The organism is Limnobacter sp., assembly GCF_036846585.1.
Lineage (GTDB): Bacteria > Pseudomonadota > Gammaproteobacteria > Burkholderiales > Burkholderiaceae_B > Limnobacter.
On record NZ_DAIUBR010000046.1, the window covers coordinates 1 to 15,607 of the forward strand.

17 protein-coding genes are annotated in these 15,607 nt (G+C 53.7%); 14 read left to right on the forward strand and 3 right to left on the reverse strand.

Annotated features, from left to right (window positions below):
* The 8 genes from V7028_RS14430 to V7028_RS14465 all read left to right on the forward strand — a co-directional run.
* Positions 1-161: flagellin (locus V7028_RS14430; RefSeq protein WP_442918753.1), on the forward strand; the 161-nt coding region annotated here is incomplete at its 5' end.
* A 177-nt stretch (positions 162-338) separates the two neighbouring features.
* The gene (locus V7028_RS14435) at positions 339-683 is read left to right on the forward strand and encodes a flagellar protein FlaG (protein ID WP_334120782.1); all 345 of its coding nucleotides are present in this window, start codon (positions 339-341) and stop codon (positions 681-683) included.
* Between the two features lie 22 nt (positions 684-705).
* A complete protein-coding gene (gene fliD, locus V7028_RS14440; protein ID WP_334120783.1) occupies positions 706-2,355 on the forward strand; it encodes a flagellar filament capping protein FliD in 1,650 nt (549 codons plus the stop codon).
* A 66-nt stretch (positions 2,356-2,421) separates the two neighbouring features.
* Entirely contained in the window at positions 2,422-2,847 is a 426-nt protein-coding gene (gene fliS / locus V7028_RS14445; RefSeq protein ID WP_334120784.1) for a flagellar export chaperone FliS, read from the forward strand.
* A gap of 25 nt (positions 2,848-2,872) precedes the next feature.
* Positions 2,873-3,220: a flagellar protein FliT gene (locus tag V7028_RS14450; protein WP_334120785.1), complete on the forward strand. Its 348-nt coding sequence runs from the start codon at positions 2,873-2,875 to the stop codon at positions 3,218-3,220.
* A gap of 31 nt (positions 3,221-3,251) precedes the next feature.
* Entirely contained in the window at positions 3,252-4,565 is a 1,314-nt protein-coding gene (gene fliK, locus V7028_RS14455) for a flagellar hook-length control protein FliK (protein ID WP_334120786.1), read from the forward strand.
* Positions 4,555-4,842 carry an EscU/YscU/HrcU family type III secretion system export apparatus switch protein gene (locus V7028_RS14460; RefSeq protein WP_334120787.1) on the forward strand — a complete coding sequence of 96 codons (288 nt, stop codon included), beginning with the start codon at positions 4,555-4,557 and terminating at the stop codon, positions 4,840-4,842. Before fliK ends, V7028_RS14460 begins: the two co-directional genes overlap by 11 nt.
* Complete coding sequence (locus V7028_RS14465) at positions 4,839-5,594, forward strand: flagellar brake protein (RefSeq protein WP_334120788.1); 756 nt, start codon at positions 4,839-4,841, stop codon at positions 5,592-5,594. Before V7028_RS14460 ends, V7028_RS14465 begins: the two co-directional genes overlap by 4 nt.
* A 12-nt stretch (positions 5,595-5,606) precedes the next feature.
* On the opposite strand, the gene V7028_RS14470 is transcribed toward V7028_RS14465, so the two are convergent.
* From V7028_RS14470 to V7028_RS14480, 3 genes are all read right to left on the reverse strand, one after another.
* A complete protein-coding gene (locus V7028_RS14470) occupies positions 5,607-7,118 on the reverse strand; it encodes a helicase HerA-like C-terminal domain-containing protein (protein WP_334120789.1) in 1,512 nt (503 codons plus the stop codon).
* A 210-nt stretch (positions 7,119-7,328) separates the two neighbouring features.
* Positions 7,329-7,841 (reverse strand): hypothetical protein, encoded by a 513-nt coding sequence (locus tag V7028_RS14475; RefSeq protein ID WP_334120790.1) that lies wholly within the window; start codon positions 7,839-7,841, stop codon positions 7,329-7,331.
* A gap of 222 nt (positions 7,842-8,063) precedes the next feature.
* Positions 8,064-8,387, reverse strand: a complete 324-nt coding sequence (locus V7028_RS14480) for a flagellar hook-basal body complex protein FliE (protein WP_334120791.1) — start codon at positions 8,385-8,387, stop codon at positions 8,064-8,066.
* Between the two features lie 222 nt (positions 8,388-8,609).
* Between V7028_RS14480 and fliF the strand changes: the two genes are divergently transcribed.
* The 6 genes from fliF to V7028_RS14510 are packed head-to-tail and all read left to right on the forward strand — an operon-like array spanning position 8,610 to position 15,530.
* Positions 8,610-10,325, forward strand: coding sequence for a flagellar basal-body MS-ring/collar protein FliF (fliF, locus tag V7028_RS14485; protein WP_334120792.1), 1,716 nt, complete (start codon positions 8,610-8,612; stop codon positions 10,323-10,325).
* A 33-nt stretch (positions 10,326-10,358) separates the two neighbouring features.
* Positions 10,359-11,360 carry a flagellar motor switch protein FliG gene (fliG, locus tag V7028_RS14490; protein ID WP_334120793.1) on the forward strand — a complete coding sequence of 334 codons (1,002 nt, stop codon included), beginning with the start codon at positions 10,359-10,361 and terminating at the stop codon, positions 11,358-11,360.
* On the forward strand, positions 11,347-12,102 hold the full coding sequence (locus tag V7028_RS14495) for a FliH/SctL family protein (protein WP_334120794.1): 756 nt from the start codon (positions 11,347-11,349) through the stop codon (positions 12,100-12,102). Before fliG ends, V7028_RS14495 begins: the two co-directional genes overlap by 14 nt.
* On the forward strand, positions 12,103-13,509 hold the full coding sequence (gene fliI, locus V7028_RS14500; protein WP_334120795.1) for a flagellar protein export ATPase FliI: 1,407 nt from the start codon (positions 12,103-12,105) through the stop codon (positions 13,507-13,509).
* Between the two features lie 15 nt (positions 13,510-13,524).
* Complete coding sequence (gene fliJ, locus V7028_RS14505) at positions 13,525-13,974, forward strand: flagellar export protein FliJ (RefSeq protein WP_334120796.1); 450 nt, start codon at positions 13,525-13,527, stop codon at positions 13,972-13,974.
* The gene (locus tag V7028_RS14510; protein ID WP_334120797.1) at positions 13,971-15,530 is read left to right on the forward strand and encodes a flagellar hook-length control protein FliK; all 1,560 of its coding nucleotides are present in this window, start codon (positions 13,971-13,973) and stop codon (positions 15,528-15,530) included. The genes fliJ and V7028_RS14510 overlap by 4 nt, the downstream gene beginning before the upstream one ends.
* The last annotated feature ends 77 nt before the right edge of the window (positions 15,531-15,607 follow it).

Genomic DNA, 15,607 nt, shown 5'->3' on the forward strand with positions numbered 1-15,607 from the left:
CCAGCAGCAACTTGAGCTCTGCCCGCGGCCGGATCATGGACGCTGACTTCGCCAAAGAAACTGCAAACCTGACCCGTGCGCAGATTCTTCAGCAGGCCGGTACCGCCATGTTGGCCCAGGCAAACCAGTTGCCCAACAACGTGTTGAGCTTGCTGCGTTAATTCAGCTTTAAACCTGAAAACTGACAAGAATTTGCCACAAGCGGATTCGAATCAAACAAAAAGCCCGGTGAATCAAGCTCACCGGGCTTTTTAACGCTAAAGAAAAACCCTAAACCTGCCGTTAATCAAGACATGGGGGCTTACCCTGCCCGCTTAGAATTCGGAAAGGTGGCGAAAATGAACATTTCAAACATGGCTGACTATGCAACAGCCCTGCCAAAACCGCAGGAAGCTGTCAACCCGCAGGCCCTTCAGGGCAATGTGGCAAAACCCCTGATGGGCAAACAGGCTGAGCTAAGCGTGAGCGAAGTATTGGAAGTGGTTCAAAAAGCCAATGCAGCGCTGGCGAGCAATCAATCCAACCTGAAGTTTCTGGTCGACAGTGACAATGGCAAGCCCATTGTTCAAATCATTGATCGTGAAACACAGGAAATTCTGAAACAGATTCCTTCGGTTGAGATGTTGAAGATCGCCAAGGCCATTGAAAAAATGCAAGGCGTTCTGATGTCTCGCGAAATCTAGAGCGCAACCAAGGGAGTAAATCATGGTAGGAATTTCATCTGCGGGCATCGGTTCCGGGCTGGACATTGAGGGGATCATCAGCTCCCTGATGGCTGCTGAGCGAATTCCGCTGACAAAAGTAAGCCAGGAAAGAACCCAGACCAACACCAAGATTTCGATTTACGGCATCATCAAAAATTCGTTTGCAGACCTGAAAGCCGCTGCAGACAAACTGACCAACTTAAGCAACCTGAACCCGCTTAAAACCACGTCCAGCGATGACAAGGTTGTTTCTGCCACTGCAAGCGCCTCTGCGGCAAAAGGCAGCTACAGCATTGAAGTAAGCCAGTTGGCCAAGGCACAAAGTGTGGCAGCTCCCAGCGTAGCAACTTCCGACACCATCGTGGGCACGGGCAGCTTGACGCTGACCTTGGGCAGCTACAATTCCGGCACCAACACTTTCACCAACAACCCCGACAAAACCCCTGTCACGATCAATATTGGCGCAGGTCAACAAACCCTGGACGGCATCAAACAGGCCATCAACGATTCAAATGCCGGGGTTACAGCTTCCATCATCAATGATGGCACGGGTTCACGCCTGGTGTTGACCAGCAAGGAAACAGGCGCGGTCAATGGCTTCAAACTGGAAGTGACTGACAACGACGGCATCAACACCGACACAGCTGGCCTGTCGATGCTGGCCTATGATCCGACTGCAGCTGTAGGTTCAGGCAAAAATGCAGAATCATTGCAAGTGGCACAAAACGCCAACTTCACCATCAACAACCTGGCTGTCAGCAAGGCAAGCAACACCGTAACGGATGCAGTGGAAGGCCTTACACTGAATCTAAAAGCGATAACCACAACACCGATCAATCTCGAGGTTTCGCTTGATGACAGCGCCCTGAAAACAACACTGGACGGCTTTGTCGCCGCTTACAACAAAATTCGCGGCAACCTGAAAGACCAACAGCAGAAAGACGCCACCCTGTCGAAGGAAACCACCCCTTCGGCCCTGGAACGCGGCATGCGAAATATTTTGCGTGAACAGGTGGCCCAGTATGGGATTGGCTTGAGTGACATTGGTTTGAACTTCGACAAAGACGGCGTACTGTCGCTGGACAAAACAAAACTGGACACTGCAGTTGCAGCGGATCCATCCATTCTTGAAAAAGTGTTCTCAAACACGGCAACCACAACGGACGCACGGGTCAAGTTTGTTGGAGCCAACACAAAAACGCTGGAAGGCACCTACGCAATCAACATCAGCACGGCCTACGATGGCAGCAATACAATTGCAGGCACCATCAACGGCGTTGCAGGTACGGGCGTTGGGAATTTGCTGAGCGGTGCCACGGGTGAAGCCAGCGAAGGCCTTCAATTTTCAGTGGCGCAAGATGCATTCGGGGACATGGGCACCATCACGTTCAGCAAAGGCCTGGGCGAACGGCTAAGTGACTGGATTGGCAGCTTGACCGATGAAGGTGGGGCCCTTACATCCCGCACGGACGGCCTTAACAGCCGTCTCCAACGCCTGGATGACCAGGAAGACCGTATAAACCTACGACTGGAACAGGTTGAAAAGCGCTACCGCGCGCAATTCACGGCACTGGACACCATGCTTGCAAGCATGCAACAAACCAGCTCCTATCTTAGCCAGCAACTGGCCGCCTTGGCACAGCAAAGGTAAGCCAAGAACAGTGACCTAAAACCCCTGTTTTTAGCAGCATCAAACAGGGGGTTCAGGGCCTACTATTTGTTCAAGACAAACCAACAAGTGAACGCACCCATGATGTACGGCGCCAAAGCGTATGCACAAGTAGGACTGGAAACTGGCATCAATAGTGCGTCCCCGCATGGCCTGATCGTGATGCTTTACGACGGGGCCATTGAAGCCATTCGCAAAGCCAAAATTTACCTGGAAATGGGCGACATCGAGATGAAAACCAAATCGGTGGACAAAGGCCTGCGGATTATCAAAGACGGTTTGACCGCATCGCTGGATGTAACCGCTGGCGGCGCACTGGCGCAACAACTGCTTGCGCTGTACGACTACATCGGCAAAGAGCTGATTCTGGCCAATGCCCAAAACAGCGCTGAACGCATGGACACCTGCATCGGGCTGCTGGACGACCTGCGCAGTGCATGGCTTGAAATTGGCCAAAGCACCGCGAACCAATAACTATATTTAAAGGACCGCTTGAAACATGATTTTCGCGACAGACAACAACGGTGCAATCATGAAGCTTTACGCCGCCATAGCGAATCAAAGCCAGATCATGCTGGATTCAGCCAAGGCAGGCGACTGGGATGAACTGTGTGCTGCAGAGGAACAGTGTTCAAGACTGATTCACGAATTGCAGGCCATTAAAGAGGCGCAGCAAACTGAATTGAACGAAAAAGAACGCAGCCAGCACATTGGGTACCTCAAGAAAATTCTGGCCGATGATGCGGCAATTCGCGACATCACCGAACCCCGCCTTAAGCAGTTGGAAGAATTTCTTCGCGCAGCCAACAACTCGCAGAAACTCAGCAACTCTTATGGATCCAACTAAGCCATTGCGCTAACAGCAACGGGTGTGAGACATGGCATTGACTCCGGTTAAATCGGCTCCGCCCAACCTCAACACCGTACTCCAATCAAATCCGGGCGACCGGGTCAGCTCCGGCAAGGGCGAAATCGCGCCAGTTGTTGCAATACTGACCCGCCAGCTTCCTTTGCCCCAGGCACAACAACTGGCGGGGCAAACCGCTTTGGTTCGCGTCGTCAAGGGTGGCCCGGGCAACGAAGCTGAACTCGAGTTCGAAGGCCAGAACATTCAGGTGAAATTACCGCCTGGCAGGTCATTGACCGCCGGTGAAATGGTGACTGTCAGCTTCGCACTTTCCAGCAGGGGCGACGATTTATCGGCTGGCGGCACCTCGGGCAACAAGAAGATTCAGGATGCTCGCAACCTGCTGACAACACTGCCCGCCACTGGCAATGATGGCGAGGTGCAAGATTCCCCCAGTTTTGTGGACAAGCTTTCAGGTACTGCGCGTTTGCTGGGGTTGCTGGAACGTTTGAGCCAGGGTTCCAGCACCCAGGTTTCAACCACCGTGATGACCAGCCTGAAACAACTCAGCACACAAATGCAGGCACCGCTGCAACAGGCTGCGCTTGCCAAAGCAGCTGCAGACGCCCCCCTTCTTCTTGCAGACAGCGAAACAAGGGGCACCACCAACGCCCCGCTGCCAACAACACCGCAAGCCAGCAAGGCAGGTGAACGCGCTGCATTGCAGGAAACCCGGCAAACCAACAATGCAACAACGCAAAACACCAACCTGGCCGGGGCGTTGGCAAAACAGGTCAGCGCTGCCGTAGAAAACAGCGGTCTGTTCTATGAATCGCATTTACAGCAGTGGGCCAACGGACAGCGCAGCACCGACCAGCTTGTTCGCGAACCGCAGGCCCGCTTTGGACAGGACCAAGTGATCAGCGAAAAAGGGGTGAACCCCTCTGCAATTGAGCAGTCTGTCAAACTGGTGACCGCACAGTTGGCCACGCTGGACAGCAACCGAATTTCACTGGCAATGGGCGGCATGCTGGGCCAGCCAGTTCACATCGACATCGAACCCGACAATGAGCATGAAACCGATCAGCCCAGCGAGGAACAGGGTGGAGAGCCTGCCCGCCCCTGGGTTGCCCGGCTTAAACTGGACATGGCGCATTTGGGTGAGCTTCAGGTGAGGGTTCGCATGATAGGTTCACAATGCGATGTGCAAATTTCCGGGTCGGCGCACAGCAAGAAAGCAGTCGACCCACACTGGCAGGAATTCAGGCAGGCAATGGAAAATCAAGGTTTAAAACTGGTTCATGGTCAGTTCATGGTGCCATCGGGGATCAAGATTGGCGAATAAACTCAGCCCACAACAAGCCGTTGCCCTGGCCTATCTGGAGCACTCGGGTGCGCCCAAAGTGGTGGCCAAAGGCCGCGGTTTGATTGCAGAGCAAATTATCCAGAAAGCAAAAGATTCCGGTGTCTTCGTACATGAAAGCCGGGAACTTGTTTCACTGCTGATGAACGTTGACCTGGACCAACAAATTCCTCCCGGTTTGTATCAAGCCATTGCGGAACTGCTGGCGTGGGTGTATCAAATAGAAAACAAAGAATTCAATACAGAGGGCCAACCATGAACCACAACACGAGCATAGCGCCTGAGCGCGATCAAAAACTGCTGGAAGAATTCAGCCTGAGCGCTGAACCAACACTTCGAAAATTGCTGAACACCATCGAAGATGACGAACATGAACTGTACATTTACCTACAGGCAGACCACACCCAGTTTGTGACGGAAATCCTGAACATTGACTGGAGCACCGGTCAAATGTGGCTGGGCACGCCTTATGAGAAAGTGTTGAGCGCCCACTGCAACATCAGCACATCGTACGTGGTGGTCAGCTTTCCCGACGGGGTCAAAGTACAATTCGCTGGAATCGGTATTCTGCAAAGCCAGTACCAAGGGGCAGACGCACTGCGAATCGCCATCCCCGGAACGATTGTTCGCCTGCAACGCCGCAATTATTTCAGGGTGATGGCCGATGAGGAACTGAACTCGCAGGTGAAGCTGGTCATTCCGCAGGTTCAGAGCAATACATCCTTGATCGACATCAGTCTTGCGGGTTGCGGATTCACCGTAACTGCCCTTCCCCAGCAATACAATCAAGGTGATGTACTGAAAGATGTACGCCTGACATTGCCTGACGGCGGTGGCAGCATGCTGGTTGAACTGGTGGTGCGAAACATCAAGCCCATGTTCGACCAACCAGACAATGTTCAACTGGGTTGCGAAATGAAAACCCTTGAGCGCGGCGCAGAACGTCGCCTGCAGCGCTTCCTGCTGGCAACAGAACGCAGGCAACGCACCAACCTGCATTCGATCGACTGATTGCCAAAACGCCTAACGGCGTTTGCTGCCCCCAAGCAACGACCCCAGAATACCGCGCATCAGTTCTCGCCCAACATGTGAACCGATGCTGCGTGCCGCGCTTTTCGCCATGGTTTCAGCCACGCTTTGGCGCTTGCGACCGCCGCTGCCGCTGGTGCCAAACAGCATGTCGCCCAAACCACTCAAGGTACTTTTTTCTTCCGGTGTTTCCGGTGCATTTTGAGCAGCCATGGCTTCTTCGGTTCGGGCTTTCAACATCTCAAACGCCGATTCCCGATCCACCGCATTTTCGTACACACCAGCCACCAGTGAATTGGCAATCAGTGCCTGGCATTGCTCAGGGCTGGCCGGGCCAAATTTGCTGGCAGGCGGATACACCCAAGCGCGGCAAGTGGGGTTTGGCGTGCCTTTGGGATCGAGAAAACTGACCAGGGCTTCGCCCACACCCAGCTCGGTGATGGCCGCTTCAATGTCCAAACCTGGATTGGGTCGCATGGTTTCCGCTGCCACTTTCACTGCTTTTTGATCGCGCGGCGTGAAAGCACGCAGTGCATGTTGAACGCGGTTGCCCAACTGCCCCAGCACGGAATCGGGTACATCCAGCGGATTCTGGGTCACAAAATAAACACCGACACCTTTGGAACGAATCAGGCGAACCACCAGCTCCACTTTTTCAATCAGCGGTTTGGGTGCATCAGTGAACAACAAATGCGCTTCGTCAAAGAAAAAAACCATTTTGGGTTTTTCGACATCGCCTACTTCTGGCAGGTTTTCAAACAATTCCGACAACAGCCACAACAAGAATGTGGCGTACAGCTTCGGCGAATTCATCAACTGGTTGGCCGCCAGAATATTAATGATGCCGCGTCCATTGGAATCGGTTTGCATCAAATCATCAATGTTCAACATGGGTTCGCCAAAAAACGAATCAGCCCCCTGCCCTTCCAGTGCCAACAAACCACGCTGAATGGCACCCACCGAAGCCGATGAAACATTGCCGTACTCGTTGGTGAATTGCTTGGCATTTTCACCCACGTATTGCAGCATGGCGCGCAGGTCTTTGAGGTTCAGCAACAACATGCCGTTGTCGTCGGCAATTTTGAACACCAGGTTCAACACACCTTCCTGCGTGTCATTCAAGCCCAACAAACGGCCCAACAACAAGGGCCCCATGTCGGAAATGGTGGCGCGAACCGGGTGGCCCTGCTTGCCAAATACGTCCCACAAGGTCACCGGGCTGCCTGCGAATTCAGGCGTGGGAATGCCCGTCATTTTCATGCGTTCTTCAAATTTTGGAGAAGTTTTACCGGGTTGGGAAATACCGGTCAGGTCGCCCTTCACATCGGCCATAAACACTGGCGTACCGATTTCTGAAAACGCCTCGGCCAGCACCTGCAAGGTGACTGTTTTGCCCGTGCCCGTTGCCCCGGTGATCAAGCCGTGGCGGTTGGCCAGGTGCGGCAACATATTCAAGGAGGATGCGCTGGGCGAATGGGCCAGTGCAATAGGCAGTGGTTCAAGCATGGTGTTGCTCCGGGTTGGATGCGTTTAATTTGTTGTTGAGTGTGCCACTGCTCGAACCAATTTGCCACCCAAGAACGCTTAAACCCAACTACCTGCTACAAAATGAACCTTTCCGGTTTTCATAGAAGCCTTTTGGCAATCCTGATTGCAAATGAAAACCGCCTGCACTTTCTGATAAAAGCAGGCGGCCACATACATCAAGTTAACAACTCAAAGATCGTAAACTTTTTTATCATCAAGTGGGTCATACATTGGATCGCTGAAATCGAGCCATAACCAAGTGCCTCCGCCCGGTTTTTCACATGGGAACGCATACACAGCGTTGCGAATATTGCTGGCACGACTACCGCCTTCATGTTCACCAAACAAAACCAGCGTTGCAGCCAACATCTCTTGCCGTTCTTCGTACGGTACGGTGGCCGCCGTCAATGCCAGTGCCTGCATGAAACTGTTGAAGGTGAGGGAATCGAGAGGAGGAACTATCTCCATATTGATGTCCAGCATTTTATGCACGCTTTCAGGAGAAAACTTTCCCTGAACCGAGGAAGCCAGGCTGAGATTTGCAGTGGCCGCTTCCAGCGAAGGGGCAGCCTGACGAACAAAGGCACCCAGCGCCTCAGAAGTGGCGGCTGTAGATGTCCGGGTTGATTGATCAGTCAGTTTGCTGTCTTCAGCAACGATTATCGATTGAACAACACGATCGGGAATTACTGTTGAGTCCATGAACATTACCTTTCCAAGTAAAAAGTTGGTTTAAACACAAACACGAAAAGCATTTTGCGAAATGGCAATCGACAGCACATCTTTGCTTCGAATCGGATGGCATTTGCGCGTTCGGACGCTTCAGTGGTGTTTTTGGAAAAGTAAGTTCCACCTAATTTATTGCTTGGCCAAGCAGGTGGCCACGTTAACCAGGTTTGGAAATGCAGGGCCAGCTCGAAATAATCAAACCGGCATGTTCATGATGTCGTTGTAGGCCTGAAGAATTTTATTGCGGGCCTGAACCACGGCAGTGAACTGCAGTGAAGAAGTATTCATTGCAATCACGGTTTCTTCAACCGATGCAGTGGGGTCATCCATCTGCAAACGTTTGCCCAGGTCGGCAGCCTTGTCAGCCGACAGGCTCGCGCTTTCCAAAGCCTTGGCAATGGCATCGGCAAACGAAGCCTGGTCGAGTGCCTGTGGCTTGCTCGTCAGTGGCGAACCCTTCAGGGCATCGGTCACCGCACTGCTTAAAAGGCCGCTTACAGCCCCCATCTTGTCAATCATGAAGCACTCCAACATGGAATATTTGTTTCTACCCTCCCTTTGTACAGGCAACATGGGCAATGTGTTGCGGCAAACAGGGGGTAAAAAGCCCCTTATTTTTTGAATCAAACACTCAAGTTCTGGAAATAGGTGCCGTTAATGCCCCCTTTTTACCGGTTTGCTTGCGCCAACGCACAAGCACAATGCATGGGTAAAACAATTTAACCCACATGCAGGTAATACATGGCCGAAGTCCTCAGCAGCCCAGAAGTGATCGGCCCGGTTGGCAACAACCCGATCACAAACATGCAGCAACGTTTTGCAAGACTGCCCCAGAAAAACAAAATGGGCATCCTGATTGGCGTTCCATTGCTGATCGCCGTGCTGGCGTCGTTGCTGATGTGGGCCAACCAAACCAGCTACCGGGTTTTATTCAGCGGCCTGAACGATCAGGACGGGGGTGCCATTGTGGAAGCACTGACCCAAATGAAAGTACCGTATGAATTCAACACAGCGGGCACATCCATCCTGGTGCCTTCCAACAAGGTATATGACACCCGCCTTGCCCTGGCCAGCCAAGGCCTGCCAAAAGGCAGCGTAAGCGGCTTCGAGGCCATGGACAACCAGAAGCTGGGCATTACCCAGTTTCAGGAACAAGTAAATTATCAGCGTGCGCTGGAAGGTGAACTGGTTCGCTCCATTCAATCCATTTCTGCCGTGCAAAGCGCACGTGTGCATTTGGCCATTCCAAAGCCATCGATTTTCATTCGTGAAAAGCAAACGCCCAGTGCATCGATTGTGCTGAACCTGTTTGGCAGCAGAACACTGTCTGAACCCCAAATCAACGGCATCGTGCACCTGGTGGCCTCCAGCCTGCCCAGCATGAACCCGGAAGACGTCAGCATTGTAGACCAGTCTGGCCGCCTGCTGACCGGCAAAAGCCAGCTTGAAAGTGGCTTGAACCCCACACAGCTGGCCTACACCAACCAGATTGAACAAAGCCTGACCAGCCGAATTGTTGATATTTTGACTCCCGTGTTCGGCAGCGAAAACGTTCGCGCCACGGTCACAGCAAATATGGACTACTCCACGTCCGAGCGCACCGACGAAATTTACAAGCCCAATGGCGACACCACACAAGCCACCATTCGCAGCCAACAGATCAGCGAATCGAATGACGGCGCCAGCAGCAACCCGCAAGGTGTGCCGGGCGTGATGGCCAACACCCCACCGGGCGAGGCAGCCGCCAATATCGGGCAAAACCCCCAGCAGGCATTGGCCAATGGAGCCAACAACGCACCCGCGCAAACCAACAACAGCATGCGCAAAGACTCCACAGTGAACTACGAAGTGGACAAGTCCGTGCAGTACACCAAATCACAAGTGGGCAAAATTGAACGCCTGTCGGCTGCCGTGGTGGTGAACTTCAAAACCATCACCGACCCCAAAGGCGAAACACGCCAGGTACCGTTGACACCCGAAGAAATTACCCAGCTGGACAATCTGGTAAAGCAGGCCATTGGCTTTGACGAACAACGCGGAGATGCCGTGAATGTGGTTAACCAGGCCTTCACCAAGGTAGAAGAAAGCACCATCCCGATGTGGGCACAGCAAGAAACCATGGACCTGGCCAAATCACTGGGCATGCCAATCGGCATTGCACTGGTTGCAGCCATTCTGGTGTTCGGCATATTCCGCCCCATGATGAAACCTGCCGAAGTCGATTTGTTTGACGAAGGCCCTGAACTACTGCCGGGACAACGCACACCACTGCTGGCCAACCAGGTCGGCGGTGGAAGCGATGTTGAATTACTGGAGCAACTGCAACGCGAAGGCACATTGCCCGGCATGAACCGTCAGCAAAAGCTGGAGAAATTGCGCGAACTGGCTCGCGAACACCCGCAGATCGTGGCCAATATTGTCAAGAACTGGGTCAACGGCGAAACACACAGCGCTTAAAGCAAGCCTTTAGCAAAACAAGGATTACACACCATGGCAGAAAGCGAACTCGGCATCCAGAAAGGCGCCATCCTGATGCTCAGCCTCGGCGAGGAAGAAGCCGCCGAAGTATTCAAGTACCTGGGCCCCAAAGAGGTTCAGAAACTTGGCCAGCAAATGTCCAAAACCAAAGACGTACCCATTGACCGCATCGAGGAAATTGCCGGTGAAGTTGTCAACATGGCCCAAAGCCAAAGCGCACTTGGACTTGATTCCGACGCCTATATTCGCAGCGTGCTGACCAAGGCACTGGGCGAAGACAAAGCCGGCTTCCTGCTCGACCGGATTTTGCAGGGCAGCGACACTTCCGGCATTGAAGGCCTGAAGTGGATGGACCCAGGCACAGTGGCCGAACTGATCAAGAACGAACACCCACAAATTATCGCCACCATTCTGGTTCACCTTGAACGCGACTTTGCAGCCGCGATTTTGAACCTGTTCGTGGATCGCCTGCGCAGCGATGTGGTGTTGCGCATTGCCACCATTGACGGCATTCAACCCAATGCACTGCTTGAATTAAACGACGTGCTGGCCAAGGTGCTGGCCGGTGGAGACAAACTGAAGAAAACCACCTTGGGTGGCGTGCGTGCCGCGGCTGAAATTTTGAACTTTGTGGGCACAACATCCGAAAAAACGGTGCTGGATTCCATTCGCGAATACGACAACGAACTCAGCCAGCGAATTCAAGATGAAATGTTCACCTTCGACAACCTGCTCGACATTGACGACCGTGGCATGCAAAGCATTCTGCGCGATGTTCAAAGCGATCTGCTGGTGATTGCACTAAAAGGCGCGGACGAAGCAATTCGCGAAAAGGTGTTCAAGAACATGTCCACCCGCGCTGCCGAGGCACTTCGCGACGACCTGGAAAGCCGCGGCCCGGTTCGTTTGTCAGAAGTGGAAGCCGCGCAGAAAGATGTATTGAAGACAGCCAGAAAGCTGGCCGATGCAGGGGAAATTGTATTGGGTGCAGGCGGTGAAGATGCGTTCGTCTAACCGCATTATCCGCGGACTGGACGCCGCTGAACTGCCCAACTGGTCAGTCGAACTGATCGGGTCGCGCTACGAAAACCAGGTGGACCGCCTGCTCAGTGAAATAGGGCAGCATCAGGTTCAACACACAACGTCAGCCGAGCCGCCCACCGAGGAAGAACTTCGCCTGAAAGAATGGGAAGAAGCATTGGTCCGGCGGGAAAAGCAAATTGACGAGCTTGAACGCGACACCTTGAAGCTGGCCGAAGAGCGTGGTCAGCAGACGGGCTATGAAGCGGGCTGGAATGCTGCGCACAATGAGCGTGTGGCACTTGTCAATGCAGCCCAGACCATTGAAGATGAATTTGAAAGTTTTAAATCGGTGTTGTCGGAAAAGTTGCTGGACCTTGCCGTATTAGTCAGCAAAAAAGTGATCGTCGACACCTTGACCGCAAAGCCGGAACAGACCGCCGAATTGCTCAACCAGATTCTGGAAAGCATGCAACTGCACAGCAAAGCGGTAACACTGCGTGCCCACCCCCACACCATTGCCGTGTTGGCAGCACAGTTTGGTGACCAGCAAATGCTGGGCAACCTGCGCATGATCGAGGACCCCAAACAACTGCAAGGCGGCTTTCTTTTGCAACACCCGGAAGGTGAAGTAGACGCCACATTACAAACACGCTGGCTTCGTGCCATTGAATCGCTTGGCAGGGACACACCGATTACACCAGACGACCTGGACACCAACAAGGACGCAGAGTAAATGGCTGACCTGCTCGAATGGCTCGACGAATGCAAATTCCTGGTTGAAAACAACCACCCCCAAATTGCCACAGGAAAACTGACCCGCGTGGCTGGTTTGGTGATGGAAGCCGTGGGCTTGAAATTGCCAGTGGGCAGCGTGTGCACGGTTGTTCAAAAAGGTGCTCCGGCACTGGAAGCAGAAGTGGTCGGCTTCAATGGCGACAAACTGTTCCTGATGCCCGCCACCGATGTACATGGCATGACCCCCGGTGCGAAAGTGATTGCACAGGAACCCCCGCCCATCGCCCCGAAGCTGGGGGTGAAAGCCCACCCTTGGCGCAGGCCGGAAGACAAGACAAAACACCTGCCTGTGGGCGACAGCCTGTTAGGCCGCGTGGTCGACAGCAACGGCAAGCCGCTGGATACCCTGGGTGAACTGAAATTCGAAAAACGCTGCCCGCTGGCTGCCCGCCCCATCAACCCGCTGGAACGCGAGCCCATCACCGAACCGCTGGACGTGGGCGTGCGCGCCATCAACGCCCTGCTGACGGTGGGGCGTGGTCAGCGCATCGGCCTGATGGCGGGCTCCGGTGTAGGCAAATCGGTGTTGCTGGGCATGATGGCCCGCTACACCAAAGCCGATCGCGTGGTGGTTGGCCTGATCGGCGAACGTGGCCGCGAAGTGAAGGAATTCATTGAACAGATTCTGGGTGAAGAAGGCTTGAAGCGCAGTGTGGTCATTGCCGCCCCGGCCGACGTCAGCCCCCTGCTTCGCATGCAGGGTGCAGCCTACACCCAGGTGGTGGCGGAACATTTCCGCGACCAAGGGCACAACGTGCTCATGATTATGGACTCGCTCACCCGCTATGCCATGGCCCAGCGTGAAATTGCCTTGGCCATTGGCGAACCACCCGCCACCAAGGGTTACCCACCCAGCGTGTTTGCCAAGCTACCCACCCTGGTTGAACGCGCAGGCAATGGTCGCAAGGGCGCAGGTTCGATTACCGCGTTTTACACCGTGCTGACCGAGGGCGATGACCAACAAGACCCCATTGCCGACGCCGCTCGCGCCATTCTGGATGGTCACATTGTGCTTTCCCGCCAATTGGCAGAAAGCGGACACTACCCTGCCATTGACATTGAACAATCCATTTCCCGTGCCATGCACAATATTGTGCCGCCCGCGCACCTGAATGCCGCCAGGAGCTTGAAAGCAGCGTTCTCCAAAGTACAGCGCAACCGCGACCTGATCACCGTGGGCGCTTACTCTCCGGGGTCAGACCCACAATTGGACCATTCTTTGGCCCTTTATCCGAAGATTGAAAACCTGCTTCAGCAGTCAATGTTAGAAAGCGCGAATTTCGATGAGGCCTTAGCCGGCCTTCAATCCTTGTTCCCGAATGAATTCAAGAACGACAAACACTAAAAAGCTTGGGTCTTTATGAGCAATGTGCTGCAAATCCTGATTGAACAGGCCAGTGAAAAAGCCGACAACCTGGCCAGAAACATGGCCAGTACCCAGCAAAAGCTGGCCCAGGGCCATGACAAACTGAACATGCTGCAAACCTATCGCGATGAATGCGAGGGCGGCATGCACAGCAAAGCATCTGTCGGCATGACAGGCCAGCAACTGCGCAACCAGCTTGCCTTTGTTGGAAAAATTGCCGAAGCCGTTGCCCAACAAACCCGAGAAATTGAATTTTTGAACACCACCCTGGCCCACCAGCGCACCCAGTGGCAAGACACCCTGGCCGAGCAGCGCAAATATGAAGCCTTGGTTGAACGCGAAAAACTGAAACAGATGAAACTGGAAAACAAGCGCGATCAAAAAATGAACGACGAATTCGCAGCACGCATTTACCGGGTTCAAACTGCCGGAGAACCCACATGACCACAAGCACCCAAGCCATGAGCAATGTCAGCAAGGTTCAAACCACAGCAGGCAGCAGCAAAACCAATTCTGACCCGAAAGAACTTGCACTTCAATTCGAAGCCCTGTTCAGCTCAGCCCTTGGCCAGCTGACCCCGAACGCACAATTGAACAACATTGAAGCGCAATTGCGTGAATCCCTGTTCAAGCAAGACAGCAAACCCGGAAAAAAATACGCGGAATCCAGCAGCAACGCGGAAGCCGCGCAAGCCACCGTGTGGGCACAACGAAACTGGATGCAAGACAGCAGCAACCTTGCAGCTGCACCAGTGGCGGCAACAGACAGCGACGCTTCAACAGAAAAAACAGCACCACCTGCCCAGGCCACCAGCGAAAACCGCAGCGCGAGCAACACCACCACTGCGGAAAAAACTGCAGAAAGGCCTGTTGAAAAATCAACAGACAAAACGCCTGCAGATGCCGAGAAAGACAATGTCGACAAATCTGTCGACAGATCAGACAACAAGGCCGACAGCCCCCCCGGCGCCAGCAACACGGACACCAAGGCTGTACAACAGCTTGCCGCGCAAGCGCAGGCCACCACCGACAACACCGTGGCCACAGGTACGCCTGTCAGCCCTGCCACCTCCACGGCAGAACTGCCAGCCAAACCGGCTGCAGAATTGACCAACCATGGCAAAGGTATTTCTGAATCAAACAGCGCCACCGACAAAACAGAAAATCTGCCAGCAACTGCGGCACAAGCCAATGACAAAGCCACAGAGACAAACCGTGTGCGCCTGGACGACAGAAGCACCACAGGCAACGCCAAGGTGGATGCAGCCCTGAACAACAGCACCGTCAACGTGCGGGCAGAGAACGCCACGGTCAACACCCCGGCCAACACCTTCACCAATGCAAACGCCGTTGCAGCCCAACTGGCGCCGCAAATTGCCCGGCAGGCCCAGAACATTGGCGAGAACATCGAATTGCAAGGTCTTAAAGCAGGCCAGAAGATTATGGCAGGTGCAAGCCTGCAAGCCACGGCAACTCCCACTGCGTTGGCTGCCGGCACCAATGGCCTGAATGGCACATTGGGCACCGCACAACAGGCACTGATTAAAACACCGGTTACGCAGCCAGGCTTTGCCAGGGAAATGGGGCAGACCGTGCAGTGGGCAATTGGAAAAAATCTTTCAACGGTCGACATTCGCGTCAATCCCGAATCATTTGGCCCCATGAACATGCGCTTGGTACAGAAAGGCCAACAGGTTCAACTGATCATTCGCACACAAGACGAAACTTCAGCCAATCTTCTGACACAGGCACTGTCTGGCTTGAAAGAAGTGCTGAGTCAAAACGGCATTCAGTTGAGCCAGGTCCAAATTCAACACAACAACACCCCCACACCCAATGGCCAAGCCAACAACGGCCAATCCCAATTTGACCACAACGGCAACCAGGGGCGCAACGGTCAGCAATCGGCCCCAGGTGGAAACACACAGCCGGAAGAATCCCCACTGCCATCCACAGCACCCACAGCAAAGGCGAAGGGAAAGCTCGACCTGTTTGCCTGAGCAATGAATTGGGTATGAACAACACGGCTTTTCGGGGGTTTGCTCGGACACCTTTCAGACACAATAGAGTTTGAAAG

Bases quoted from the DNA above. Each gene is read 5' to 3' on its own strand.
- V7028_RS14450 (WP_334120785.1), top strand. From the start codon at position 2,873: ATGATTTTCGCGACAGACAACAACGGTGCAATCATGAAGCTTTACGCC.
- V7028_RS14480 (WP_334120791.1), bottom strand. From the start codon at position 8,387: ATGATTGACAAGATGGGGGCTGTAAGCGGCCTTTTAAGCAGTGCGGTG.
- fliG (WP_334120793.1), top strand. From the start codon at position 10,359: ATGGCAGAAAGCGAACTCGGCATCCAGAAAGGCGCCATCCTGATGCTC.
- fliF (WP_334120792.1), top strand. From the start codon at position 8,610: ATGGCCGAAGTCCTCAGCAGCCCAGAAGTGATCGGCCCGGTTGGCAAC.
- V7028_RS14435 (WP_334120782.1), top strand. From the start codon at position 339: ATGAACATTTCAAACATGGCTGACTATGCAACAGCCCTGCCAAAACCG.
- fliD (WP_334120783.1), top strand. From the start codon at position 706: ATGGTAGGAATTTCATCTGCGGGCATCGGTTCCGGGCTGGACATTGAG.
- V7028_RS14510 (WP_334120797.1), top strand. From the start codon at position 13,971: ATGACCACAAGCACCCAAGCCATGAGCAATGTCAGCAAGGTTCAAACC.
- fliJ (WP_334120796.1), top strand. From the start codon at position 13,525: ATGAGCAATGTGCTGCAAATCCTGATTGAACAGGCCAGTGAAAAAGCC.
- fliI (WP_334120795.1), top strand. From the start codon at position 12,103: ATGGCTGACCTGCTCGAATGGCTCGACGAATGCAAATTCCTGGTTGAA.
- V7028_RS14495 (WP_334120794.1), top strand. From the start codon at position 11,347: ATGCGTTCGTCTAACCGCATTATCCGCGGACTGGACGCCGCTGAACTG.
- fliK (WP_334120786.1), top strand. From the start codon at position 3,252: ATGGCATTGACTCCGGTTAAATCGGCTCCGCCCAACCTCAACACCGTA.
- V7028_RS14470 (WP_334120789.1), bottom strand. From the start codon at position 7,118: ATGCTTGAACCACTGCCTATTGCACTGGCCCATTCGCCCAGCGCATCC.
- V7028_RS14475 (WP_334120790.1), bottom strand. From the start codon at position 7,841: ATGGACTCAACAGTAATTCCCGATCGTGTTGTTCAATCGATAATCGTT.
- V7028_RS14465 (WP_334120788.1), top strand. From the start codon at position 4,839: ATGAACCACAACACGAGCATAGCGCCTGAGCGCGATCAAAAACTGCTG.